This is a genomic window from Scandinavium manionii, assembly GCF_024764775.1.
Classification (GTDB): domain Bacteria; phylum Pseudomonadota; class Gammaproteobacteria; order Enterobacterales; family Enterobacteriaceae; genus Scandinavium; species Scandinavium manionii.
The window spans coordinates 316651-339126 of record NZ_JALIGC010000039.1 but is presented as its reverse complement, the minus strand read 5'-3'; the positions used below and the strand labels follow the sequence as shown (position 1 = coordinate 339126).

Genomic DNA, 22476 nt, shown 5'->3' with positions numbered 1-22476 from the left:
TTCTTCAAATATTGACAATGTCGCCAGGCCTTACAATCCGTGGACTTAGCCTCCGCTACCCTTTTGCAACCTTAAGTTAACGTCAAAATCAACCCTTGTACTCAAATGAATCCTTACTAGAATACTCACCATATAGCGTTTATCTTATCGCACAACCCCTACATATAGTATTTATCCACAGAGTTAGCCACAACGGCATTTTGTGGATAAGCGGGGGATATTTTTCCATTTCACGGACAGGTAAAAAAGCACATGAATCAGCGTCTGATGGTGACTAAGCGTGATGGCGGGACTGAGCAAATCAATCTCGATAAAATTCATCGCGTGCTGGACTGGGCGGCCGAAGGGCTGAACAACGTTTCCATTTCTCAGGTTGAACTGCGCTCTCACATCCAGTTCTATGACGGCATCAAAACCGCCGACATCCATGAGACCATCATCAAGGCCGCTGCGGATCTGATTTCCCGTGATGCCCCTGATTATCAGTACCTGGCCGCGCGCCTGGCGATTTTCCATCTGCGTAAGAAAGCATACGGTCAGTTTGAACCGCCGGCGCTGTACACCCACGTCGTCAACATGGTTGAACTGGGTAAATACGACAGTCATCTGCTGGAAGACTACACGGAAGAAGAGTTCAAGCAGATGGACGGTTTTATCGACCACTGGCGCGATATGAACTTCTCCTACGCTGCGGTGAAACAGCTGGAAGGCAAATACCTGGTCCAGAACCGCGTGACCGGCGAAATCTACGAGAGTGCGCAGTTCCTGTATATCCTGGTCGCCGCGTGCCTGTTCTCCAACTATCCGCGTGAAACCCGTCTGGACTACGTGAAGCGTTTTTATGACGCGGTATCCACCTTCAAGATTTCGCTGCCGACGCCAATTATGTCCGGCGTGCGTACCCCGACGCGCCAGTTCAGCTCTTGCGTGCTGATCGAGTGCGGCGACAGCCTCGACTCCATCAACGCCACCTCCAGCGCCATCGTGAAATATGTTTCTCAGCGCGCCGGTATCGGCATCAACGCCGGTCGCATCCGTGCGCTGGGCAGCCCAATTCGTGGCGGTGAAGCGTTCCATACCGGCTGTATCCCGTTCTACAAACACTTCCAGACTGCGGTAAAATCCTGCTCTCAGGGCGGCGTGCGTGGCGGTGCAGCTACACTGTTCTACCCAATGTGGCACCTGGAAGTTGAAAGCCTGCTGGTGCTGAAAAACAACCGTGGTACCGAAGCGAACCGCGTGCGTCACATGGACTACGGCGTACAGATCAACAAACTGATGTATACCCGTCTGCTGAGAGGTGAAGACATCACCCTGTTCAGCCCGTCCGACGTACCAGGCCTGTACGACGCGTTCTTCGCCAATCAGGACGAGTTTGAACGTCTGTATGTGAAATACGAAAAAGACACCAGCATCCGCAAGCAGCGCATCAAAGCGGTTGAACTGTTCTCTCTGGTGATGCAGGAACGTGCCTCTACTGGCCGTATCTACATCCAGAACGTTGACCACTGCAACACTCACAGCCCGTTTGATCCGGTTATCGCCCCCGTGCGTCAGTCTAACCTGTGCCTGGAAATCGCCCTGCCAACCAAACCGCTGGACGATGTGAACGACGAAAACGGTGAAATTGCCCTGTGTACGCTGTCGGCGTTCAACCTCGGCGCGATTGACAGCCTGGACGATCTGGAAGAGCTGGCGATTCTGGCGGTTCGTGCGCTGGATGCCCTGCTCGATTATCAGGACTACCCAATTCTGGCGGCAAAACGTGGCGCAATGGGCCGTCGTACTCTCGGCATTGGCGTTATCAACTTCGCTTACTACCTGGCGAAAAACGGTAAACGTTACTCCGATGGCAGCGGCAACAACCTGACCCACAAAACGTTTGAAGCCATTCAGTATTACCTGCTGAAAGCCTCAAACGAACTGGCGAAGGAGCAAGGCGCATGCCCGTGGTTTAACGAAACCACTTACGCGAAAGGCATTCTGCCGATCGATACCTACAAGAAAGACCTGGACGCTATCGTTAACGAGCCGCTGCACTACGACTGGGATGGTCTGCGTGAGTCGATCAAAACCCACGGTCTGCGTAACTCCACGCTGTCTGCCCTGATGCCGTCTGAGACCTCTTCGCAGATCTCTAACGCCACTAACGGCATCGAGCCGCCGCGCGGCCACGTCAGCATCAAAGCGTCGAAAGATGGGATCCTGCGCCAGGTTGTTCCGGATTACGAAAAGCTACAGAACAGCTACGAGCTGCTGTGGGAAATGCCAAACAACGACGGTTATCTGCAACTGGTTGGTATCATGCAGAAGTTTATCGACCAGTCGATTTCGGCAAACACCAACTATGACCCGACACGTTTCCCGTCTGGTAAAGTGCCGATGCAGCAACTGCTCAAAGACCTGCTCAATGCCTATAAATTTGGCGTGAAAACCCTGTACTATCACAACACCCGTGATGGCGCAGAAGATGCCCAGGACGACATGGCACCGTCCATTCAGGACGATGGCTGCGAAAGCGGCGCATGTAAAATCTAAGCTATTTGCCGGGTAGCGTTTCGCTTACCCGGCCTACGATTTTGACGGCCCGGCCAACAACGCACCACCGGGCAATAAAATCTCAACAGGACTCATTCATGGCTTATACCACCTTTTCACAGACGAAAAATAACCAGCTGCTGGAGCCTATGTTCTTCGGCCAGCCGGTCAACGTGGCACGCTACGATCAGCAAAAATATGACATCTTCGAAAAGCTGATCGAAAAGCAACTCTCCTTCTTCTGGCGCCCGGAAGAAGTAGACGTCTCACGCGATCGTATTGACTACCAGGCGCTGCCTGACCATGAAAAGCACATTTTCATCAGCAACCTGAAGTACCAGACGCTGCTGGATTCCATTCAGGGCCGTAGCCCGAATGTGGCGCTGCTGCCGCTTATCTCTATTCCTGAACTGGAAACCTGGGTGGAAACCTGGGCGTTTTCAGAAACCATTCACTCGCGCTCTTACACCCATATCATCCGTAACATCGTCAACGATCCGGCGACCGTGTTCGATGATATCGTCACCAACGAGCAGATTCAGAAACGCGCCGAAGGGATTTCCCACTACTACGATTCCCTGATTGAGCTGACCAGTTACTGGCATCTGCTGGGTGAAGGCACGCATAACGTGAACGGCAAAACGGTGACCGTTAACCTGCACGAGCTGAAGAAAAAGCTGTATCTGTGTCTGATGAGCGTCAACGCGCTGGAAGCGATCCGCTTCTACGTCAGCTTTGCCTGCTCCTTCGCGTTCGCAGAACGTAAGCTGATGGAAGGCAACGCCAAAATCATCCGCTTGATTGCGCGTGATGAAGCCCTGCACCTGACCGGTACCCAGCACATGTTGAACCTGCTGCGTTCAGGCCAGGACGACCCGGAAATGGCGCTGATTGCTGAAGAATGCAAACAGGAGTGTTATGACCTGTTTGTGCAGGCAGCACAGCAGGAAAAAGAGTGGGCCGGTTATCTGTTCCGTGACGGCTCCATGATTGGCCTGAACAAAGACATTCTGTGGCAGTACATCGAATACATTACCAACATCCGCATGCAGGCGGTTGGGCTTGATCTGCCGTTCCAGACCCGCTCCAACCCGATCCCGTGGATCAACACCTGGCTGGTGTCCGATAACGTACAGGTTGCGCCGCAGGAAGTGGAAGTCAGCTCTTATCTGGTCGGTCAAATCGACTCCAATGTGGATGCCGACGACCTGAGCAATTTCCAGCTCTGATGAGCCGCGTGACCCTTCGTCTGACTGGCACACAGCTGTTGTGCCAGGAAGAACACCCTTCGCTATTGGTGGCGCTAGAGTCGCACAACGTGGCGGTCGAGTTTCAATGTCGCGAAGGCTATTGCGGCTCCTGCCGCTGTCGTCTGGTTTCCGGCCAAGTTGACTGGCTGACCGAGCCGCTGGCGTTTATTCAGCACGGGGAAATTCTGCCCTGCTGCTGCAAAGCCAACGGCGATATTGAAATCGAGATGTAGCCCCTTTTATCTCAGGTCAATCTGCTCTGTCCGGCTCCGCGCTTATCTGCGGAGCGGGCTTTTAGACAACATTTTCACTGGCTTCCTCAGTGGATCTCTTTTGCGGACACCAGCGTTATGCCCGCCTTTCCCTTCATATACCACGCATAAAACACCCCGGCGACGATCACCAGTACGGCGCCCGCCAGATAGATCATGCGGTAACCTGCGTGTTCCACCATCAGCCCCATTATCAGCGCGCCAAGGGCCATCCCCGCATCCATCGCATTAAAGAACAGGGAATTCGCCGTACCGATATTGTGCGGCGCCACTGAGCTGATAATTTGCGTCTGGAATACCGGCGTAACAGAACCGTAGCCAATCCCGATCAACGCCCCAGCGAAAATCATCATCATACTGCCCTGCGTGTAGCCGAGCGCCACCAACCCCAGCGTGAACGCCAGCAAACAAGGGTAAACCACATATTTCGGCCCTTTTCTGTCGCAGACGTTGCCGGTAAACGAACGGCAAATCATCAAAAAAAGGGCATAACAAAGCAGAAAGTGACTGGCCGCCGCCATCAGATTAAGTTCCCGGGCGTAAAGCGCCAGAAACGCGGAGACGCCCGCATAGGCAAAGGTCATTAAGAACGTGATGCCCGCAAACGGCAGCGCTGCACGGTCAAACATGGCGGCAAGCCCCAGGGAAGGCGTTGAACCATCGGCATGACGAAGGACTGGCGGAACGGTAATGATCAGCGCCAGAACGATGCACACCAGAGATACGCCCGTACACAGCCAGAAGGCCGGAGTATACGCGCTCCAGCGCGCCATATTCAGGCCAACCCACGGCCCGACGACCATCGCCAGCCCCATTGCCAAAGAGAAAAAACTGATGCCCTCCCCACGTCGGGAGGCCGGGATCATCCGCGCGGAAATCGTCCCTTTTACCGTGGTGATAACACCAAACGTAATACCATGAAGCACCCGGATAAACAGCAGGGATTCAATGGAATGGCAAACAGGATAGAGCGCAGTGACCACCAAAAAAGCCAGAGAAGAGAGCACCAGAATAGTTTTATTTGAATATTTTCCCACCCACTGCCCGGCAAAAGGGCGAATGACGATCGCCGCAGCTAAAAAGCAGGTGACTAATAAGCCCGCTTTATCGGGTGAAGCATGCAGACGGTCAGAAATATAGAGAGGGAGTAGCGTCAGCAGCACATAAAAGACAAAGAAAATAATGAAGCTAATGGTGGTGATAGCCCAAAAATCTTTCGTCCATAATTTTTCTTTCATCTTCAACAACCTGTTCAGAAGACGCAGGCAGGCAACGTGCAATATCTATGCGCGCGTCGCGGATGCGGCAAAATGTGATGTAATTAAGAGACTGCGATTATAAATAAAGAGACACTATTAAAGAAATTAATCGTTTTAATCATATTAATTAGAGAATACTAATGACGCTGACACAGGTCCACGCTCTGCTGGCCGTACTGGAATACAATGGATTTACCGAGGCCAGTAAACGCCTCTACATGACGCAGTCCGCCATCAGCCAGGCGATTGCCGCGCTGGAACAAGAGCTCGGGGTAGACATTCTGATCCGTGACCGACGAAAAGCTATTCAACTCACGGCGGCAGGCGATCGGATCGTTGCCCATCTGCGCAACATCACTCGCGAAGTGAATGCCATTAAGGAGATAGCCTGGCAGGAGAAAAAGGACCCGGTGCGTACGTTACGTCTTGGCTGCTTTCCCAGCGTATGCGCCTGTATTTTGCCGGCGGTGATACGCTACTTCGAAAAACATCACCCGACGATCAAAATTATCCCCTATGAAGAGAACAGTGCCGCGATTATTGACTCACTGCGTAGTGAAAATATTGATGCGGGTTTTGTTCATTCTCCGGTAAAGGGAATGCATGCCGTCCCCGTCTATCAGGATAAATTTACCGTCGTGGTACCGGAGAGCCATCCTCTGGCGGCGAATGATATTGTTATGATTGACGCGCTGGCGGGTGAGCCGCTGATCGTCAGCAAAGGAGGTTATGAATTAAGCATCATGGCGTTATTTAAAGAGAGGAACATTGAACCGCTCGTTAAATATGAATTCAGCCATCCGGATACCGCCATCAGCTTTATTCGCCAGGGATTAGGTATTGCACTACTGCCTGAATTGACAATACAGACGATGGGACCCGATTTACGGTCAGTAGCGCTGGCCCCCACCTTTTACCGACAAATTTCGCTTCTGACCCGAGACCCTCCTGTGGAAGGCAGCCCGTCAGGTCTGCTTCAGGCCTGTATGAAAACATTAACGGCAGAAGAAAAAATATAAACACTGCACCCGGCTCCGCTGTCTTCCGCGTTTAAGGTGCAGTGGGTCATCACGCCACAGGTCAGTCGGCATCCACGGCGGCATTATCCGCCGTGACGTTTGTTCAGCAACGCTGCGTGATGACGTTTTTCGCCGACCATCACCACTAGCAGTAAAATCACCGCCAGCACACTGCCGCCAATCATCACCATAAAGCCGCCATCCCAGCCGAAGAAATCGACGGTATAACCGACAATCGCACTCGCCGCCACGGAACCACCGAGATAGCCAAACAGCCCGGTAAAGCCCGCTGCCGTGCCCGCTGCTTTCTTCGGTGCCAGCTCAAGCGCATGCAGACCAATCAGCATCACCGGGCCGTAAATCAGGAAGCCGATGACAATCATACAAGCCATATCCACCCCCGGATTACCCGGCGGGTTGAGCCAGTAAACGATGGTTGCAATGGTCACCAGAATCATAAAGAACACGCCGGTCGCCCCGCGATTGCCACGGAACACTTTGTCCGACATCCAGCCACACAGCAGCGTGCCCGGGATCCCCGCATATTCATACAGGAAATACGCCCACGAGGATTTATCCAGTGCGAAATGCTTCACTTCTTTCAGGTAGGTTGGAGACCAGTCAAGAATGCCGTAGCGCAGCAGATAGACAAACACGTTGGCGACGGCGATGTACCACAACAGCTTGTTCGGCAGCACGTACTGCATGAAAATCTGCTTCGCGGTCAGCTCTTCTTCATTCTTCTCGCTGTAGTCGTCCGGGTAATCGTTTTTATACTCTTCGATAGGCGGTAGCCCGCAGGACTGCGGCGTGTCACGCATCAGCGCAAAGGCAACAATTGCCACCAGGATCGCGCCGAATGCAGGCATATACAGTGCCGCATGCCAGTCGTTAAACCACGCCATCCCCAACAGGAACAGCAGTGGTGGCAGCCCGCCGCCGACGTTATGCGCGCAGTTCCACACTGAGACAATCCCGCCGCGCTCTTTCTGCGACCACCAGTGCACCATCGTGCGCCCGCACGGCGGCCAGCCCATCCCCTGGAACCAACCGCACACGAACAGCAGAACGAACATCACCATAATGCTCGACGTTGCCCACGGCACGAAGCCCATGAACAGCATTACTGCCGCCGCGAGAATCAGTCCTGCAGGCAGGAATACACGCGGATTCGAGCGATCAGAGATCGAGCCCATAATGAATTTCGAAAAGCCATAAGCGATGGAAATTCCTGACAGTGCAAAGCCTAAATCACCGCGCGAAAAACCCTGTTCAATAAGGTAAGGCATTGCTAACGCGAAGTTTTTGCGTACCAGATAGTAGGCGGCATAACCGAAGAAAATCCCGAGGAAAATTTGCCAGCGCAGGCGGCGATAGTGAGCATCTATTTGCGCATCAGGCAATCGCGCGATATGCGCGGCAGGTTTGAAAATACTGAGCATTGTAGCCTCCGTGGCCATCGTTATCAGAAGGACGTCTCCGGCGCGAGCAGCTCGCGGTGCGCCATTGCGGCTGGATGGTAGGAAAAGTGTTGTCTATATACTGTGAAACGTCGCACAGAATGTTACATATTTATGACAAACATTCCATTATGAGCACGGAATCACGTTTCACTTTCGATTTATGCTCGAATATGCTCGATATCAAACAAACCATATTCTTAATGTGGCTAAATGGAAGAAAACGAACATTGAGGGATCAGTATGAGTTTCTCTACCTCCAGCGAAGCCGATGTCATCATCATCGGCGGCGGGGCCACCGGGGCCGGGATCGCCCGGGACTGCAGCCTGCGCGGACTTAAGGTCATCCTGGTCGAACGGAATGATATCGCCACCGGCGCCACCGGGCGCAATCACGGCCTGCTGCACAGCGGCGCACGATACGCGGTGACGGATGCGGAATCAGCCCGGGAATGCATCGCGGAAAACGCGATTTTGAAACGCATTGCGCGCCACTGTATCGAGGCCACGGAAGGGCTGTTCATCACCCTGCCGGAAGACTCCCTCGATTATCAGCATCAGTTTATTGAAGCCTGCCTCGCGGCGAATATTCCCGCCCAACCGTTAACGCCAGCTCAAGCCCTAACGCTGGAGCCTGCGGTGAATCCCAATCTTATTGGCGCGGTCAGCGTTCCCGATGGCACCGTCGATCCGTTCCGTCTCACCGCAGCCAATATGCTCGATGCACGCGAACACAGGGCGGTCATCCGTACCGGCAGCGAGATCACCGGCCTGATTCGCCGGGGCGATCGCGTATGCGGCGTGACAATATGGGACCGCACGCGTCACGCCAGCGAAAACTTACATGCCCAGGTCGTGGTCAATGCGGGCGGTATCTGGGGCCAGCGCATCGCCGAATATGCCGATTTAAGCGTGCGTATGTTCCCGGCCAAAGGCTCGCTGCTTATCTTCGAAAACCGCATCAACCAGCACGTCATCAACCGCTGCCGCAAACCTGCCGACGCCGACATTCTGGTGCCCGGCGACACCATATCCCTGATTGGCACCACCTCCACACACATTGACTATCGTGACATCGACGACAACCGGGTCACGGCGGCGGAAGTGGACATTCTGCTGCGCGAAGGCGAAAAGCTGGCCCCGTCCATCGCCACCACCCGCATTCTGCGCGCATACTGCGGTGTGCGACCGCTGGTCGCCAGCGACGATGATCCGAGTGGGCGTAATGTCAGTCGCGGCATTGTGCTGCTCGATCACGCCGTGCGTGACGGGCTGGAAGGGTTTATCACTATCACCGGCGGTAAGTTGATGACCTACCGTTTAATGGCGGAAATGGCCACCGATGCGGTCTGTCGCAAGCTGAATCACAACGCCCCCTGTACCACCGCGGATACTCCCCTGCCCGGCTCTCAGGATCCAACCGAGAAAACGCTGCATAAAATTGTCTCGCTACCCGCACCGCTACGCGGTTCAGCGGTATACCGCCATGGTGACCGCACCCCCGCATCGATTGGTGATTCCCGCCTGAAGCGCAGCCTGGTGTGTGAGTGTGAGTCGGTCACCGCCGGCGAGGTGCAGTACGCGGTGGAAAATCTTGGCGTGAAAAACTTGCTCGATTTACGCCGCCGTACCCGCGTGGGCATGGGCACCTGTCAGGGGGAACTGTGCGCCTGTCGCGCCGCCGCGCTATTGCACCGCTATCAGGTCACCACGCCTGCGCAGTCGCTGACTCAACTTTCTGAATTTTTAAACGAGCGCTGGCGTGGCGTGCAACCCATCGCCTGGGGCGATGCATTACGTGAAAGCGAATTTACCCGTTGGGTGTGGCAAGGGCTGTGCGGTCTGGAAAAGGAGCATCACGATGAACGTTGATACCGTCATTATTGGCGGCGGGCTGGCAGGTTTGCTGTGCGGATTGTCGCTCACCCGACAAGGGCTGCGCTGCGCCATTATCAGCCGCGGCCAGAGCGGGCTGCATTTCTCGTCAGGCTCGATGGATTTACTGGCCCATTGTGTAACCCGCACGCCACGAGAAGCGCTGGATGCGCTGCGCCAGAGCGAACCGGGTCATCCTTACAGCCTGATCGGCACCACTCAAGTGCTCGACTATGCGCAGCAAACCGAAACGCTGCTGCGCGACTGCAACATTGCCATGCATGGCTGCGTCGACCAACCGCATCAGCGCATCACGCCCATCGGCACGCTGCGTCAGGCGTGGCTCACACCGCCCGATATCGCACTCGCGCCGCACAAAGGGGAACGCGTCACCGTGGTGGGCATCAGCGGCTTCCTTGATTTTCAGCCGCATCTGGTGGCGGCCTCGCTGGAGAAAATGGGCGTTGAGGCCCGCGTGTGTGAAATTGATCTCCCGCAGCTCGACCTGTTACGTGACAACGCCTCTGAATTTCGCTCGGTGAATCTGGCACGACTGCTTGACGACGACGGACAGTGGCGCAGCCTGCACGATGCCCTACAGCCCCACGCGCAGGTGAGCGACAGACTATTACTGCCTGCCTGTTTTGGTTTGAATGACGATGGCCTCTGGCGCTGGCTGAATGAAACGCTTCCTTGCCCACTTTCGCTGCTGCCAACGCTGCCGCCGTCGGTGCCGGGCATTCGGCTGCATACGGCATTGCAGCGCCAGTTCATCAAAAACGGCGGCATGTGGCTGGCGGGCGACGTCGTCACCGATGTGATTCACGACGGCCAAAATATCTCCGCCATCACCACCCGAAACCACGGCGACGTGCCGTTCCGGACGCGCTTTGCCGTACTCGCCAGCGGCAGCTTTTTCAGTAATGGCCTGATTGCCAGCCGCGAAGACGTTATCGAACCGGTACTCGGGCTGGATGTGCAGCAATCCTCGCCGCGAGAAAGCTGGACCCACGGGGATTTCTTTGAACCGCAGCCGTGGCAGCGCTTTGGCGTGCAGGTCGACGCCACGCTGCGCCCACGGCGCAACGGACAACGCTTCAACAATCTGTTTGCCATTGGTGGCGTGCTCGGGGGCTTTGATGGCATTTCACAGGGCTGCGCAGGCGGCGTCAGCGCCGTCACCGCCCTGCACGCAGCGCGTCAGATTGCCGAACTTGCCGGAGGCTGCTCATGAGCGATACCCGTTTTGACAGCTGTATCAAATGCACGGTCTGCACCACGGCATGCCCGGTGAGTCGTGTGAACCCGCGTTATCCTGGCCCTAAACAGGCCGGGCCGGACGGTGAACGCCTGCGGCTAAAAGACGGCGCGCTGTATGACGACGCGCTGAAATACTGCATCAACTGCAAGCGCTGTGAAGTGGCCTGCCCGTCAGACGTGCAGATTGGCGACATTATTCAGCGCGCGCGGGCGCAGTTCAGCCTGCAAAAACCGACGCTGCGAGATGCTATCCTCAGCCACACCGATTTGATGGGCACGCTGTCGACGCCGTTTGCGCCGATCATTAACGCCACCACCGGGCTGAAACCGGTACGCAGGTTGCTTGATACGGCGCTGAAAATCGATCATCGCCGCACGCTGCCGAAATACGGTTTAGGCACCTTCCGTCGCGGGTATCGCCAGGTGGCGAAACAGCAGGCGCAGTACGACGAACAGGTGGCGTTTTTCCACGGCTGCTACGTCAATTACAACCATCCGCAGCTCGGCAAAGATTTGATCCGCGTGCTGAATGCGATGGGCGTCGGCGTGCAACTGCTGGAAAAAGAGAAGTGCTGCGGCGTGCCGCTGATTGCCAACGGTTTTATCGATAAAGCGCGCAAACAGGCGCAGGTCAACGTCGCTTCGCTGCGTAACGCGGTGCTGGAAAAGCGGCTTCCGGTCATCGCCACCTCGTCGACCTGCACCTTCACCCTGCGCGATGAATACCCGCATCTGCTGGATATCGATAATCACGATGTGCGCGACAATATTGAACTGGCTACCCGTTGGTTGTGGAAACAACTGGATAGCGGAAAGACGTTACCGCTCAGACGATTGCCGCTGAAAGTGGTGTACCACACGCCGTGTCACATGGAAAAAATGGGCTGGGGGATTTATACCCTGGAACTGCTGCGGCGCATTCCGGAGCTTGAAGTGGTGGTGCTGGATTCACAGTGCTGCGGGATTGCCGGGACGTACGGCTTTAAATCCGAAAACTACAACGCTTCGCAGGCCATTGGCGCCCCGCTGTTCCGCCAGATTGAAGACAGCGGTGCGGATGTCGTGATCACCGACTGCGAGACCTGTAAATGGCAAATCGAGATGTCCACAAGCAAACGTTGTGAACATCCGATTTCATTGCTGGCGCAGGCGCTGTTGTGATTCACGCGCCGGGAAAATCCGGGCACGCATTGAGGCCTCAGACGGGCAGGAACAGATCCTCCACCACGTTGACCCATCCGTGATCGCTGACGATGTCTTTGCCATTCAGCCAGCGGCGCAGAATATTCAGGGCCATCATCGCGCACACTTCCTGGCGCACCGCCACGCTGTGACGCGAAGTGCTGAATTTCACCTGCAGGGCATGCGTGCCCTCCGGTGTGGAAAGCGCAAAATTAATGTGATGCTGTTCCAGGCCGCTAACGGCCAGCGCCAGTCCGGCAAAATGATTCACGCGGCGTTCTGCGGTCCAGTGCGCGGTCTGAGCCAGGGTTTCCTCCTGACACGGCACCACTTCACTCGCCAGCAGCGGCGCGGATTCTCGCCCAAGCTGTAACGCGATAAGTCCGGAAGTGAACTGCTCGCTGAGGGTGATGCTCAACTTGCTGTCCTGCAGCGTGCGCGCGATTTGCGCCGCCAGCCCTTCGGTGCCTTCAAAAATCAGACTTTCGCCCGCCACCTTCTGCACTTCCGGCCACAGCTTCAGCATTGCGTCTCGCTCCGAGGCAGGCCCCGTCAGCTTCAGCTCAATAATTGGCATTGATGAGCGATAGCCCATGGTCACGCCCGGCGGCAGGATCAGGTGATCCAGGCTCTGGGCCAGATCGCTTTCGGAACGCCCGAACGTCGTCAGACGCAAGCACAGCGGCGGTTCCGGCAGCGTAAAGCGCTCGCGCAGGCGCGGCACAATCTGGTCGGCAACCATCACTTTAAATTCGGACGGCACGCCCGGCGTGAAGAACATCAGGCAGCGATTAAGCTGTACCGCGAATCCGCAGGCGGTGCCGACCGGATTATCGATAAGTTCGGCGCTGGCGGGAATTTCGGCCTGTTTACGATTGCTCGGGGCCATGATGCGCCCGCGGTCGCTGAAAAATTTCTCCATCTCTGCAAGCCATTCTTCGTGCAGCACCAGCCCTTCACCTTTAGCGGTGGCAGCGGCCAGCGCGCTGAGATCGTCACTGGTCGGCCCCAGCCCGCCATTGACGATCAGAATATCGGCATGCTGACTGCGTTCACGCAGCACGGACACCAGTGCGTCGAGGCTGTCACCAACCGTATTGCGCCGCGTTAACGGCAATCCCTGGGTAAATAAGTAGTCGGCAAGCCACGCCGCATTGGTGTCAATGATTTGACCATGCAGCACTTCGTCACCGGTGGACAGCATCTCCACGTTGATCATCGTTTTCTCCTTAACAAGAGGACGATTCACTATAGCGGAGGCGAGAGGGAAAGGGAAAACAGGCGCGACAGAATGCCGCGCCTGAGGATTAGAACGCTGCGCTTACACCGACGTATGGGCCATCTGCGAGAGTGTTATCGCGATTGCCATCTTTGCCCGCCAGGTTCAGGTAACGGTAACCCGCTTCGATGCTGATTGGACGCATGATAGTCCAGCGACCACCTGCGTTCGCTTCCTGGTAGCTCTCAATACCGCTGGAGAGCGAGTCCGGAGAGTAATAGTACTCGCCGAACAGACGGAAGCTGTCGCCGATTTTCCACTGCAGGCCGCCGCCGACCGCTGCGGCATAACCTTCGTCGCCGTCGTTCGGGTTGGTATATACGCCTTTACCACCGACGGTCGCAATGAAGGGGCCCAGCGGAATGTTCAGACCCACGCCGATATTGGCCGCATCGCCATCGTTATCGCTGTGGGTCCAGTTGCCGCTCAGCGCAAGACCCGTAGACTCCGTTCCAAAGCCGACGCCCAGATTGGTGTAGTGTTCACCCGCCTGGCCACTCACGCTAATCGCGTTGGCAGCAGCGGAAACAAACAGCAGTCCGGACAGACCTAACAAAATACCTTTTTTCATTTTTTAACGTTCCAGCAAACACAAATTAATAAAAAGACCCAAAACGGCAGAATTGTACTGCTGAATGCTCAGGAATCAATGCACTATAAAGGAGATTGACAACATGATTGTAAGCAGTTACTACCGGGGATCTGCGTCGCCGTCGTTTATTTTACCCGCGCAAGCCGCACTCTGACACAAAGCCCGCCCAACCCCTCACTGCGCGTCAGTTCAGGCGTTGCCCGATGGAGACGGGCGATATCATTGACCAGCGCCAGCCCGAGGCCTGCCCCGCTGATATCACCGATGTTCTCCAGTCGTTGAAAAGGTTGTAACGCGATATTTATCTGCGTCTCCTCAATACCGGGACCACTGTCTTCAATTTGCAGAATAACCTCATCGTCCTGTCGTTGCAGACTCACCGTCACCGTGCCGGACTCCGGCGTATATTTCAGCGCATTGTCCAGTAAGTTAGCGCACAGCTCGCCGAGCAGAATCGCATCACCCAGCACCCATACCGTCGCTTGCTCGCCTTCATAGCCCAAATCAATCTGTTTGCTACGGGCCTGCGCCAGTCGGGAAAAACAGCTTTGCTGCACGATGTCGTGCAAATCGACGGTTTCAAACTGTCGGGTGCCCTGCTCTTTGCCCTTCACGGCGGAAAGCTGCAACAGGCGTTCGGTGAGCGAAATGGTGTTGTCCAGCGTGATGCTCATCGCCTGTAAACTTTCGCGCCATGCCTGCGGCTGCGGGCTGGCCAGCGCCACGGAGACCTGCGTTTTGAGGATAGCCAGCGGCGTTTTAAGCTGATGAGATGCGTCGGCGCTGAAGCGTTCCTGCCGGGAAATCAGGCCCCGGAGGCGGTCGATATAGCGGTTGAAGGCGATAATCAGCAGCCGCGTTTCCGACCACGGCAGCAGCTCTGGCAACGGCGTGAGTAAACCCGGGTCGCGACGCACCATGATCGACGACAGCAGACGCATCGGGCGCAGCACCCGGCGCAGTAACCAGCCCGCCAGCACCAGCGTCAGCAGAACCAACATCCCCTGGGTGGTGAGCGAGGAAAGAAGCAGCTGACGCGCCAGATAGCGCCGGGATTGCAGCGTTTCTGCGACATAGATTTCCGCCATGCCCATCACACCACCTTCGTTCACCGGCTGAAGCAAACGCGCCACGCGAATCGCCTGCCCGCGATACTGGGTGTGATAAAACCACGCCAGCGCCGGATACAGCGTAGTGCGGGAGGTCGACGGCGGCATGGTGGGCAAATCGTCATAGCCCGAAATGACCTTTCCAGCCGGGTCCACCACTTTGTAATACAGGCGGTCATTCATGTTCAGCTCGAAGCTGTCGAGTACCACCCAGGGGACGTTGACCACCAGTTTCTCCGCGTTTACCGCAAGACGCTCGGAGATGGTTCGCGCCGAGGAAAGCAGCGTGCGGTCATAGGCCTGCGTCGCCGCCTGTAGCGCGCTGACGTAGCTGTTAAACGCCGACAGCCCCCACAGCAACAGCAGCGGCAAACCGAGAAACAGCAGCAGTTGAGCAAAAAGTGACTGCGGTTTACGCCACGTCATCGCTGCGCTCCAGCAGGTAGCCGAGCCCGCGTAGCGTCACGATGCGCACATTGCTGTCCTGCAGTTTTTTACGCAAGCGATGAATGTAGAGTTCGATACTTTCCGGGCTGACGTCGTCGCTCAGGCTGAACACCTGTTCGAACAGCTGCTGGCGGGATACCGGGCGCTGGCGGCGATACATCAGCACCGTCAGTAGCGCATGTTCCCGGGGCGTGAGCGCCAGCGTTTGCCCATGCAGCAGGAAATAGCCGTCGTCGTGAAACGCCAGGTCACCCAGTTGCTGCGTCTCCTGCACCTGGCCTTCGCTGCGGCGCAGCAGGGCGCGCAGTCGGGCGTCGAGTTCTTCCAGCTCAAACGGCTTGGGCAAATAGTCATCGGCCCCGGCATTGAGACCAATCACTCGTTCCGCCACGGCGCTGCGCGCGGTCAGCAGCAGCACCGGCAGCGTTTGCCCACGCTTGCGCAGGCGCTGTACCACTTCCAGCCCGTCGAGACCGGGCATGCCGATATCCAGCACCGCCAGCGCATATTTTTCACTTTGCAAAAGGTGATCGGCGGCTTTGCCATCAAACACGGTGTCGACGGCAAAACCGCCCTGCACCAGCGCCTTCTCCAGCCAGTGAGCCAGCTCACGGTTATCTTCCGCCAATAAGAGACGCATATCACATCCTGTAAAGTAAGTGGCGCATTGAAAGGGAAATGAAAGGTTACTGTTTTAACAATCACGCAACGGGACCGCCACACGACGGTTCACATAATCAGAAAAAAACCTGTACCCACTAATCCGGTTTACCCGGCGTGAGGATAAAAATGAAAACGCAGATCCTTCGTACCGTTGTTACCTCTGCCCTGCTTCTCGGTAGCGCACATGCGCTGGCCGTGGAAGCCCCGGGGCGCACTGAATGTATCGCGCCAGCCAAGCCCGGCGGCGGTTTTGACCTCACCTGCAAGCTGATTCAGGTCAGTTTGCTGGAAACCAACGCCATCGAAAAACCGATGCGCGTGACCTACATGCCTGGCGGCGTGGGCGCAGTGGCCTATAACGCCATCGTCGCACAGCGCCCTGGCGAACCGGGCACCGTGGTGGCCTTCTCCGGCGGCTCGCTGCTTAACCTTTCTCAAGGAAAATTCGGGCGTTATAACGTCGATGACGTGCGCTGGCTGGCGAGCGTTGGTACCGATTACGGGATGATCGCCGTGCGTAAAGATGCGCCGTGGAAAACGCTGCAAGACCTGCTGACGGCAATGGAAAAAGATCCGAATCAGGTGGTGATTGGCGCAGGCGCGTCGATTGGTAGCCAGGACTGGATGAAAGCTGCAAAGCTGGCGCAGAAAGCCAACGTCGACCCGCACAAGATGCGCTACGTGGCCTTTGAGGGCGGCGGTGAACCGGTCACCGCGCTGATGGGCAACCACGTGCAGGCGGTGTCCGGTGACCTGAGTGAAATGGTGCCGTACCTGCAGGGCGACAAAATCCGCGTGCTGGCGGTGTTCTCAGAAAATCGTCTGCCGGGTCAGTTAGCCGACGTGCCGACAGCCAAAGAACAGGGTTATGACCTGGTGTGGCCGATTATTCGTGGGTTCTACGTGGGGCCGAAAGTGAGCGACGCCGAGTACAACTGGTGGGTCGATACTTTTGCAAAAATGCAGCAGACCGAAGAATTCAAAAAGCAACGCGAATTGCGCGGGCTGTTTGAGTTCAATCTGAACGGCAAAGCGCTCGACAGCTACGTGAAGCAGCAGGTCACGGATTACCGCGAGCAGGCCAAATCGTTTGGTCTGGCGAAATAAGCCGGAGGCGCATATGAGCGATCGTATTTTTGCCGGGATCTGGCTTCTGCTCTGCCTTGGCGGGCTGATGGTCGCCTGGCAGCTTCACAGCGAATACAGCTATGAACCGGTTGGCCCGCGTCCGTTCCCGCTGGGCATTATCGGGTTGATGCTGCTGTGTTCGGTGTCGATGCTGCTACGCCGTCCTGATGTGGTGGAGTGGCCGCATCGCCAGGTGCTTCAGCGCCTGCTGGTGATGGTGATTGTGCTGCTGATGTACGCCTGGGGCTTTGAATCGCTGGGCTTCCCGCTGGCAACCGCCATTCTGACGGCGATTATCGGCATGCTGTTTGGCGCAACGCTGCCCGCGGCGGCCATCTCTGGCGTGGTGCTCGGCGTTACGCTGTGGTTCGCCTTTGACCGGCTGCTGGATGTCACCCTGCCGCTTGGCGCCTGGTTAAACTGACGGAGTCTCCTATGGATACCTGGATTTATCTCTCGCAGGGGTTCGCCGTGGCGATGACCCCGGAAAACCTGGTGATTGCGCTGATTGGCTGCTTCGTCGGCACCATCGTTGGGCTGCTGCCCGGCCTTGGACCGATCAACGGCGTGGCTATTTTGCTGCCGCTGGCGTTCGCCCTGCATCTTCCCGCCGAATCGGCGCTGATCCTGCTCGCTACGGTGTATATCGGCTGTGAATATGGCGGGCGTATTTCATCGATTCTGCTCAACGTGCCCGGCGATGCGGCGGCCATTATGACCGCGCTCGACGGTTACCCGATGGCGCAGCAAGGGCGCGGCGGCGTCGCGCTGTCGATTTCCGCCGTCAGCTCGTTTATGGGGTCGATGATCGCCATTTTCGGCATTATTCTTTTCGCTCCGGCGCTGGCGCAATGGTCGCTGGCGTTTGGTCCGGCGGAGTATTTCGCTCTGATGGTGTTTGCTATCGCCTGCCTCGGCAGCATGATGGCGCAAAACCCGCTGAAATCTTTCCTCGCGGCGTTGATTGGACTGGGCCTGGCGACGGTGGGCGTGGATGCCAACACCGGGGTATATCGCTTCACCTTCGACAGCGTCCATTTGTCCGACGGCGTGCAGTTTATTGTGGTGGTTATCGGCCTGTTCTCGGTGTCGGAAATTCTGCTGATGCTGGAAAGCACCAGCGGCGGCCAGACGCTGGTCCGCAAAACCGGACGCATGATGTTTAACATGAAGGAAGCCTCGCAGTGCGTAGGCGCCACGCTGCGCTCGTCGGTGGTCGGATTCTTCGTCGGCGTGCTGCCAGGGGCCGGGGCGACCATCGCCAGCGCCATCACTTACATGACCGAGAAGAAAATCAGCGGTAACAGCGACAGCTTCGGCAAGGGCGATATCCGCGGCGTCGCAGCGCCGGAAGCCGCGAATAACGCTTCGGCCTGTGGCTCGTTCATTCCCATGCTGACGTTAGGCGTGCCGGGTTCCGGCACCACGGCGGTAATGATGGGCGCGCTGACGCTGTATAACATCACCCCGGGTCCGGCGATGTTTACTGAACAGCCGGATATCGTTTGGGGACTGATTGCCGCACTGCTGATTGCCAACGTGATGCTGCTTATCATGAACATTCCGCTGATTGGCCTGTTCACCCGCATGTTGACCATTCCGCTGTGGTTCCTGGTTCCGGCGATTGCCGCCGTCTCTGCGGTAGGCGTTTACGCGGTACACAGCACTACGTTTGATTTGGTGCTGATGGTGGGGCTTGGGGTGTTTGGCTACATTCTGCGGAAAATGAATTTCCCGATGTCGCCGCTGATCCTTGGGTTCGTGCTGGGGGAAATGCTGGAGCAAAACCTGCGCCGCGCGCTGTCGATCAGCAACGGCAGCATGAATATTTTGTGGGAAAGCGGCGTGGCGAAAACGCTGCTGGTGCTGGCCTTCGCGGTGATCGTCATTCCACCGGTGCTGCGTCTGGTGCGTAAACGCCAGCGTAAAGCCGCCGCGGAAGCAAACTAACCGCGCAGCGTGGCGTTAACCCACTCCTGTAATGCTCGGCGGGAAATTTTTATCCCGCCGGTTTTCAGGCTGGCGGGCAACATTAACCAGTAAACCGGCTGCTGAAAGCGCGCCAGTTTGTCTGCTGCCCATTGCGGCATTTGCGTAACATCGAACCCGCCATGGCCTTCGACCACCGCCACCGGACGCTGACCAAATTCGGCGTCATCCAGCGGCACAATAAAGATTTGTTCAACCTGTGGATGACGCGCGATCACCCGTTCGACTTCTTCTGGCTGAATGCCTTCCCCGCCGCAGAAAAAGAGGTTATCCATGCGCCCGAGAACGGTCAGGCGATCGCCCTGTAATTCACCACGATCGCGAGTCGGGAACCAGCCTTCGGCGTTGGTCAGCGGCGTCAGCACGCCATCCCGCCAGTAGCCAGCGGCCATGCTTTTCGCCCGTAGCCAGATTTCGCCGTCAACGACTTTCACTTCTCGCCCCGGTAATGCCGACCCCACGTCTGCTTCACCGTCGGTTTCTTTTGCGCAGACCGTCGAGGCAAACTCCGTCAGCCCATAGCCGCAAAAAGTGCGGATGCCGCGTGAACGGGAATGTTCCGCCAGCTCAACGGGGATCGCCGCGCCGCCAAGTAGCACCGTGTTGAGCGTCAGCGCGCCTCCGTCGTTCAGTAAACGCCAAAGCTGCGTCGGCACCAGGGAAGCATGGGTGCAGCCCTCGAGCATTTGTGTCAGCGGCACGCGTTCGCGCACCGTTAAGCGCGCACCTTTCAATAACCAGCGCCAGAGAATGCCCTGCCCGGAGACGTGAAACAGCGGCAGCGACAGCAGCCAGTCGTCGGTTTCGCCGTAGGGCATCATCGCTAATACGCCTTCGGCACTGGCGAGATGTGCGACCAGTGTGTGTACCGCGGCTTTTGGCAGGCCGCTGGAGCCTGACGTCAGCGTCATAGTCGCCAGACGCTCTGCCTGCCAGGCAACGCCCGGCATATCTTCAGCCTGTTGGAGCGCTAGCTCAGTCAGCGCGTCGAACGGCTTTTCGTCGGTGAGCAATAACGCATGATGCAGCGAAAACTGCGGTAAGAGTGCGGCCACCAGCTCGCGCGGAAACTGAGGGTTAACCGGCAAAACGCGCGCACCGCACTGCAACAGCGCCAGCCACGCCAGCAACGTTTGCGGGTTGTTATACGCCCGTAGCAGCACCCCGTCGTCCGGCTGAACATTTTGCGCGGCAAACCCGGCGGCCAGTGCGTCGACCCGTTGACACAGTTGCTGCCAGTTGAGCGTGTCATCGCCCAGACGCAGCGCCTGCGCATGCGGACGCACGGCGCACCAGTGTCGCCACGGGAAGTCATGGAAGATCATAACAGCGGGTCCAGACTGTCGTGGGTCATGCACGGTAATTCATTATTCGGCCAGCGGCGAATCAGCTGCGCCTGCATCAGGTTCAGCGTGTCCAGCCCCGGCAGGGTGCCAGGCGTCAGCCAGGCGGCGATACGCGCCAGCTGCGTCAGGCCAAGACTCGATTCAATCGATGAGCTGATCACTGCGGTCAACCCCTGCTGATGGGCCGCCGCGACCTGTTCGCGGACCTTTTGCAGACTGCCGGTGAGCGTCGGTTTGATAACCACGGCCTTCACGCCCGGCTCCGAGGTAAAGGTAAAATCAGCTTCACGCAGGCTTTCATCCCAGGCGATGGCGATCCCGGTTTCCTGCGCAAAAGCGCGGGAATCGTCGCGGGTTCGACACGGCTCTTCGATAAAGGCGATGCGTGAGCGATAGTCCGGATTAACGTATTTGGCGAACTGCTGCGCTTTTAGCGGCGTCCAGGCACGGTTAGCATCCAGACGAAGCTGTAAATCGGGCACGGCTTCCAGCAGCAGATTGACCACCATGCCGTCGCGAACCGCTTCCCACAGGCCGACTTTCACCTTCGCGATTTTTTCGCCGGGCATCGCCTGAAGGACCGCAAACAGCTCATCCGGATCGCCGGTACACAGCGGCGCCGCGCGGTAATCGGCGGCGTTGGGCAGTTCGTCGTTCAGCTCCGCCAGCGCACAGCTCAGGCCAAACGCGGCTGAGGGCTCTGACGGAAATTCAGGGTCGCTCCCTTTCAGCCACGCATTTACCCAGGCGATGACCGCCGTCTGCGCGTCATCGAGCGTTTCCAGACTGAAGCCCGGCAAAGGCGAAATCTCGCCCCAGCCTTCGGCATCGCCCAGACAAAGCCTGACCAACAGCCCGTCGCGGGTTTTCAGACGCCGCTCGCGCAGAACCACTCCCGCGTCCATGGGGATCTGCCAGCGGTACACCTGGGCTTTGCGCATTACGGATTCCGTTTGAATTTGCTGAAGTCAGGCTGACGTTTCTGGTTGAAGGCGTTGCGGCCTTCCTGACCTTCTTCAGTCATGTAGAACAGCATGGTGGCATTGCCCGCCAGTTCCTGCAGACCGGCCTGACCGTCGCAGTCGGCGTTGAGTGCCGCTTTCAGGCAGCGCAGTGCCATTGGACTGTTTTGCAGCATTTCACGGCACCAGCGCACGGTCTCTTTTTCCAGGTCCGCCAGCGGAACCACGGTGTTAACCAGCCCCATATCCAGCGCTTCTTTCGCGTCGTACTGACGGCACAGGAACCAGATTTCGCGGGCTTTCTTCTGACCGACGATACGGGCCATGTAAGACGCGCCCCAGCCACCGTCGAAGGAACCGACTTTCGGGCCGGTCTGGCCGAAGATAGCGTTTTCCGCCGCGATGGTCAGGTCACACATCATGTGCAGCACGTGGCCACCACCGATGGAGTAGCCAGCAACCATTGCCACTACAGGTTTCGGACAGGTGCGGATCTGACGCTGGAAGTCGAGCACGTTCAGGTGATGGGTGCCGGAGTCGTCCTGGTATCCACCGTAGTCGCCGCGAACTTTCTGATCGCCGCCCGCGCAGAACGCTTTGTCGCCTTCGCCGGTCAGGATGATGGTGCCGACGTTATCGTCATAGCGCGCATCGGCCAGCGCCTGGATCATCTCTTTGACGGTCACTGGGCGGAACGCGTTACGCACCTGCGGACGGTTGATGGTGATTTTGGCGATGCCGTCAGCGGATTTCTGGTAACGGATATCGGTGAAACCTTCGGAGCAGTCCTGCCATTCAACCGGGGCGTAGAGCATTTTTTCATCTGGGGAAATCATAATATGTCCT

Annotated in this window: 19 protein-coding genes; 10 read left to right on the top strand and 9 right to left on the bottom strand. The window is 57.1% G+C overall.

Annotated elements, in window-relative coordinates:
* Positions 1 to 252 precede the first annotated feature (252 nt).
* From nrdA to yfaE, 3 genes are all read left to right on the top strand, one after another.
* The gene (nrdA, locus tag MUU51_RS16060) at positions 253 to 2538 is read left to right on the top strand and encodes a class 1a ribonucleoside-diphosphate reductase subunit alpha (RefSeq protein ID WP_159770320.1); all 2286 of its coding nucleotides are present in this window, start codon (positions 253 to 255) and stop codon (positions 2536 to 2538) included.
* A gap of 98 nt (positions 2539 to 2636) precedes the next feature.
* Positions 2637 to 3767 carry a class Ia ribonucleoside-diphosphate reductase subunit beta gene (gene nrdB / locus MUU51_RS16055; RefSeq protein WP_159770317.1) on the top strand — a complete coding sequence of 377 codons (1131 nt, stop codon included), beginning with the start codon at positions 2637 to 2639 and terminating at the stop codon, positions 3765 to 3767.
* Positions 3767 to 4021, top strand: coding sequence for a class I ribonucleotide reductase maintenance protein YfaE (yfaE, locus tag MUU51_RS16050; RefSeq protein ID WP_159770314.1), 255 nt, complete (start codon positions 3767 to 3769; stop codon positions 4019 to 4021). The genes nrdB and yfaE overlap by 1 nt, the downstream gene beginning before the upstream one ends.
* An 86-nt stretch (positions 4022 to 4107) precedes the next feature.
* Here yfaE and MUU51_RS16045 read toward each other — a convergent pair whose 3' ends face one another.
* Positions 4108 to 5298: an MFS transporter gene (locus tag MUU51_RS16045; RefSeq protein ID WP_258968115.1), complete on the bottom strand. Its 1191-nt coding sequence runs from the start codon at positions 5296 to 5298 to the stop codon at positions 4108 to 4110.
* 161 nt (positions 5299 to 5459) lie between these two features.
* Between MUU51_RS16045 and MUU51_RS16040 the strand changes: the two genes are divergently transcribed.
* A complete protein-coding gene (locus MUU51_RS16040) occupies positions 5460 to 6338 on the top strand; it encodes a LysR family transcriptional regulator (RefSeq protein ID WP_258968114.1) in 879 nt (292 codons plus the stop codon).
* 83 nt (positions 6339 to 6421) lie between these two features.
* Here the strand turns inward: MUU51_RS16040 and glpT are convergent, their stop codons facing one another.
* Complete coding sequence (gene glpT, locus MUU51_RS16035; RefSeq protein ID WP_159770305.1) at positions 6422 to 7780, bottom strand: glycerol-3-phosphate transporter; 1359 nt, start codon at positions 7778 to 7780, stop codon at positions 6422 to 6424.
* Positions 7781 to 8041: 261 nt separating this feature from the next.
* Between glpT and glpA the strand changes: the two genes are divergently transcribed.
* Genes glpA through glpC form a run of 3 tightly spaced genes read left to right on the top strand, consistent with a single transcriptional unit; the run spans position 8042 to position 12094 of the window.
* The gene (glpA, locus tag MUU51_RS16030; protein WP_258968113.1) at positions 8042 to 9670 is read left to right on the top strand and encodes an anaerobic glycerol-3-phosphate dehydrogenase subunit A; all 1629 of its coding nucleotides are present in this window, start codon (positions 8042 to 8044) and stop codon (positions 9668 to 9670) included.
* Positions 9660 to 10907, top strand: a complete 1248-nt coding sequence (glpB, locus tag MUU51_RS16025; protein ID WP_258968112.1) for a glycerol-3-phosphate dehydrogenase subunit GlpB — start codon at positions 9660 to 9662, stop codon at positions 10905 to 10907. Before glpA ends, glpB begins: the two co-directional genes overlap by 11 nt.
* Entirely contained in the window at positions 10904 to 12094 is a 1191-nt protein-coding gene (gene glpC, locus MUU51_RS16020) for an anaerobic glycerol-3-phosphate dehydrogenase subunit GlpC (protein WP_258968111.1), read from the top strand. The genes glpB and glpC overlap by 4 nt, the downstream gene beginning before the upstream one ends.
* A 37-nt stretch (positions 12095 to 12131) precedes the next feature.
* On the opposite strand, the gene MUU51_RS16015 is transcribed toward glpC, so the two are convergent.
* The 4 genes from MUU51_RS16015 to tctD all read right to left on the bottom strand — a co-directional run bounded on the left by MUU51_RS16015 (position 12132) and on the right by tctD (position 16182).
* Complete coding sequence (locus MUU51_RS16015) at positions 12132 to 13334, bottom strand: nicotinamide mononucleotide deamidase-related protein YfaY (protein WP_159770293.1); 1203 nt, start codon at positions 13332 to 13334, stop codon at positions 12132 to 12134.
* Between the two features lie 88 nt (positions 13335 to 13422).
* On the bottom strand, positions 13423 to 13965 hold the full coding sequence (locus MUU51_RS16010; protein WP_159770290.1) for a YfaZ family outer membrane protein: 543 nt from the start codon (positions 13963 to 13965) through the stop codon (positions 13423 to 13425).
* Between the two features lie 146 nt (positions 13966 to 14111).
* The gene (locus MUU51_RS16005; protein ID WP_258968110.1) at positions 14112 to 15521 is read right to left on the bottom strand and encodes a sensor histidine kinase; all 1410 of its coding nucleotides are present in this window, start codon (positions 15519 to 15521) and stop codon (positions 14112 to 14114) included.
* Positions 15508 to 16182, bottom strand: coding sequence for a transcriptional regulator TctD (gene tctD / locus MUU51_RS16000; RefSeq protein ID WP_110509294.1), 675 nt, complete (start codon positions 16180 to 16182; stop codon positions 15508 to 15510). Before tctD ends, MUU51_RS16005 begins: the two co-directional genes overlap by 14 nt.
* Before the next feature lie 149 nt (positions 16183 to 16331).
* Here tctD and MUU51_RS15995 point away from each other — a divergent pair, with 149 nt between their 5' ends.
* Genes MUU51_RS15995 through MUU51_RS15985 form a run of 3 tightly spaced genes read left to right on the top strand, consistent with a single transcriptional unit; the run spans position 16332 to position 19283 of the window.
* Positions 16332 to 17312, top strand: a complete 981-nt coding sequence (locus MUU51_RS15995) for a Bug family tripartite tricarboxylate transporter substrate binding protein (RefSeq protein WP_159770284.1) — start codon at positions 16332 to 16334, stop codon at positions 17310 to 17312.
* 13 nt (positions 17313 to 17325) lie between these two features.
* On the top strand, positions 17326 to 17757 hold the full coding sequence (locus tag MUU51_RS15990; protein WP_258968109.1) for a tripartite tricarboxylate transporter TctB family protein: 432 nt from the start codon (positions 17326 to 17328) through the stop codon (positions 17755 to 17757).
* A gap of 11 nt (positions 17758 to 17768) precedes the next feature.
* Positions 17769 to 19283: a tripartite tricarboxylate transporter permease gene (locus MUU51_RS15985; RefSeq protein WP_159770278.1), complete on the top strand. Its 1515-nt coding sequence runs from the start codon at positions 17769 to 17771 to the stop codon at positions 19281 to 19283.
* Here MUU51_RS15985 and menE read toward each other — a convergent pair.
* Genes menE through menB form a run of 3 tightly spaced genes read right to left on the bottom strand, consistent with a single transcriptional unit; the run spans position 19280 to position 22466 of the window.
* Positions 19280 to 20647 carry an o-succinylbenzoate--CoA ligase gene (gene menE / locus MUU51_RS15980; RefSeq protein ID WP_258968108.1) on the bottom strand — a complete coding sequence of 456 codons (1368 nt, stop codon included), beginning with the start codon at positions 20645 to 20647 and terminating at the stop codon, positions 19280 to 19282. The two genes, MUU51_RS15985 and menE, sit on opposite strands and share 4 nt — an antisense overlap.
* The gene (menC, locus tag MUU51_RS15975; RefSeq protein ID WP_258968107.1) at positions 20644 to 21609 is read right to left on the bottom strand and encodes an o-succinylbenzoate synthase; all 966 of its coding nucleotides are present in this window, start codon (positions 21607 to 21609) and stop codon (positions 20644 to 20646) included. Before menC ends, menE begins: the two co-directional genes overlap by 4 nt.
* A complete protein-coding gene (menB, locus tag MUU51_RS15970) occupies positions 21609 to 22466 on the bottom strand; it encodes a 1,4-dihydroxy-2-naphthoyl-CoA synthase (protein ID WP_110509282.1) in 858 nt (285 codons plus the stop codon). Before menB ends, menC begins: the two co-directional genes overlap by 1 nt.
* Positions 22467 to 22476: the final 10 nt, after the last annotated feature.

Excerpts from the sequence above, each read along its gene's own strand:
- MUU51_RS16040 (WP_258968114.1), top strand. The coding sequence starts at position 5,460 with ATGACGCTGACACAGGTCCACGCTCTGCTGGCCGTACTGGAATACAAT.
- MUU51_RS16005 (WP_258968110.1), bottom strand. The coding sequence starts at position 15,521 with ATGACGTGGCGTAAACCGCAGTCACTTTTTGCTCAACTGCTGCTGTTT.
- menC (WP_258968107.1), bottom strand. The coding sequence starts at position 21,609 with ATGCGCAAAGCCCAGGTGTACCGCTGGCAGATCCCCATGGACGCGGGA.
- glpC (WP_258968111.1), top strand. The coding sequence starts at position 10,904 with ATGAGCGATACCCGTTTTGACAGCTGTATCAAATGCACGGTCTGCACC.
- glpB (WP_258968112.1), top strand. The coding sequence starts at position 9,660 with ATGAACGTTGATACCGTCATTATTGGCGGCGGGCTGGCAGGTTTGCTG.
- tctD (WP_110509294.1), bottom strand. The coding sequence starts at position 16,182 with ATGCGTCTCTTATTGGCGGAAGATAACCGTGAGCTGGCTCACTGGCTG.
- glpA (WP_258968113.1), top strand. The coding sequence starts at position 8,042 with ATGAGTTTCTCTACCTCCAGCGAAGCCGATGTCATCATCATCGGCGGC.
- MUU51_RS16015 (WP_159770293.1), bottom strand. The coding sequence starts at position 13,334 with ATGATCAACGTGGAGATGCTGTCCACCGGTGACGAAGTGCTGCATGGT.
- nrdB (WP_159770317.1), top strand. The coding sequence starts at position 2,637 with ATGGCTTATACCACCTTTTCACAGACGAAAAATAACCAGCTGCTGGAG.
- yfaE (WP_159770314.1), top strand. The coding sequence starts at position 3,767 with ATGAGCCGCGTGACCCTTCGTCTGACTGGCACACAGCTGTTGTGCCAG.
- MUU51_RS15995 (WP_159770284.1), top strand. The coding sequence starts at position 16,332 with ATGAAAACGCAGATCCTTCGTACCGTTGTTACCTCTGCCCTGCTTCTC.
- MUU51_RS15990 (WP_258968109.1), top strand. The coding sequence starts at position 17,326 with ATGAGCGATCGTATTTTTGCCGGGATCTGGCTTCTGCTCTGCCTTGGC.
- MUU51_RS15985 (WP_159770278.1), top strand. The coding sequence starts at position 17,769 with ATGGATACCTGGATTTATCTCTCGCAGGGGTTCGCCGTGGCGATGACC.
- nrdA (WP_159770320.1), top strand. The coding sequence starts at position 253 with ATGAATCAGCGTCTGATGGTGACTAAGCGTGATGGCGGGACTGAGCAA.
- glpT (WP_159770305.1), bottom strand. The coding sequence starts at position 7,780 with ATGCTCAGTATTTTCAAACCTGCCGCGCATATCGCGCGATTGCCTGAT.
- menE (WP_258968108.1), bottom strand. The coding sequence starts at position 20,647 with ATGATCTTCCATGACTTCCCGTGGCGACACTGGTGCGCCGTGCGTCCG.
- menB (WP_110509282.1), bottom strand. The coding sequence starts at position 22,466 with ATGATTTCCCCAGATGAAAAAATGCTCTACGCCCCGGTTGAATGGCAG.
- MUU51_RS16045 (WP_258968115.1), bottom strand. The coding sequence starts at position 5,298 with ATGAAAGAAAAATTATGGACGAAAGATTTTTGGGCTATCACCACCATT.
- MUU51_RS16010 (WP_159770290.1), bottom strand. The coding sequence starts at position 13,965 with ATGAAAAAAGGTATTTTGTTAGGTCTGTCCGGACTGCTGTTTGTTTCC.